At 74.9% G+C, this 243-nt stretch carries 1 protein-coding gene; it reads left to right on the top strand.

What is annotated here, in order from left to right; all coding sequences use genetic code 11:
* Positions 1–243 (top strand): universal stress protein (locus SM753_RS21055; RefSeq protein ID WP_323192986.1); only part of this gene is annotated, 243 nt, incomplete at both ends.

The raw sequence follows: 243 nt of genomic DNA, 5'->3' as shown, positions 1-243 counted from the left end.
ACCGAGGAGACGGTCGCGGCGGCCGCGGCGACGGCGCGGGAGGCTGGCGTCGAGGCGGTAGAGGCGGTCGAGGTCGGATCGTCCGCGGCGCGCGGGATCCGGGCGTACGTCGACGAGAACGACGTCGACCTCGTGGTCATGGGGACGCAGGGCCGGACCGGCGTCGAGCGGTACCTGCTCGGGAGCGTCGCCGAGCGCACCGTCCGGACGTCGCCGGTGCCCGTGATGACGGTCCCAGATCCG

Origin of the sequence: Halostella sp. PRR32, from assembly GCF_034808085.1 — an archaeon.
Classification (GTDB): Archaea; Halobacteriota; Halobacteria; order Halobacteriales; family Natronoarchaeaceae; genus Halostella; species Halostella pelagica.
Note: the sequence above shows the minus strand (reverse complement) of the source record. Positions and strands in the feature narration are given on the sequence as shown.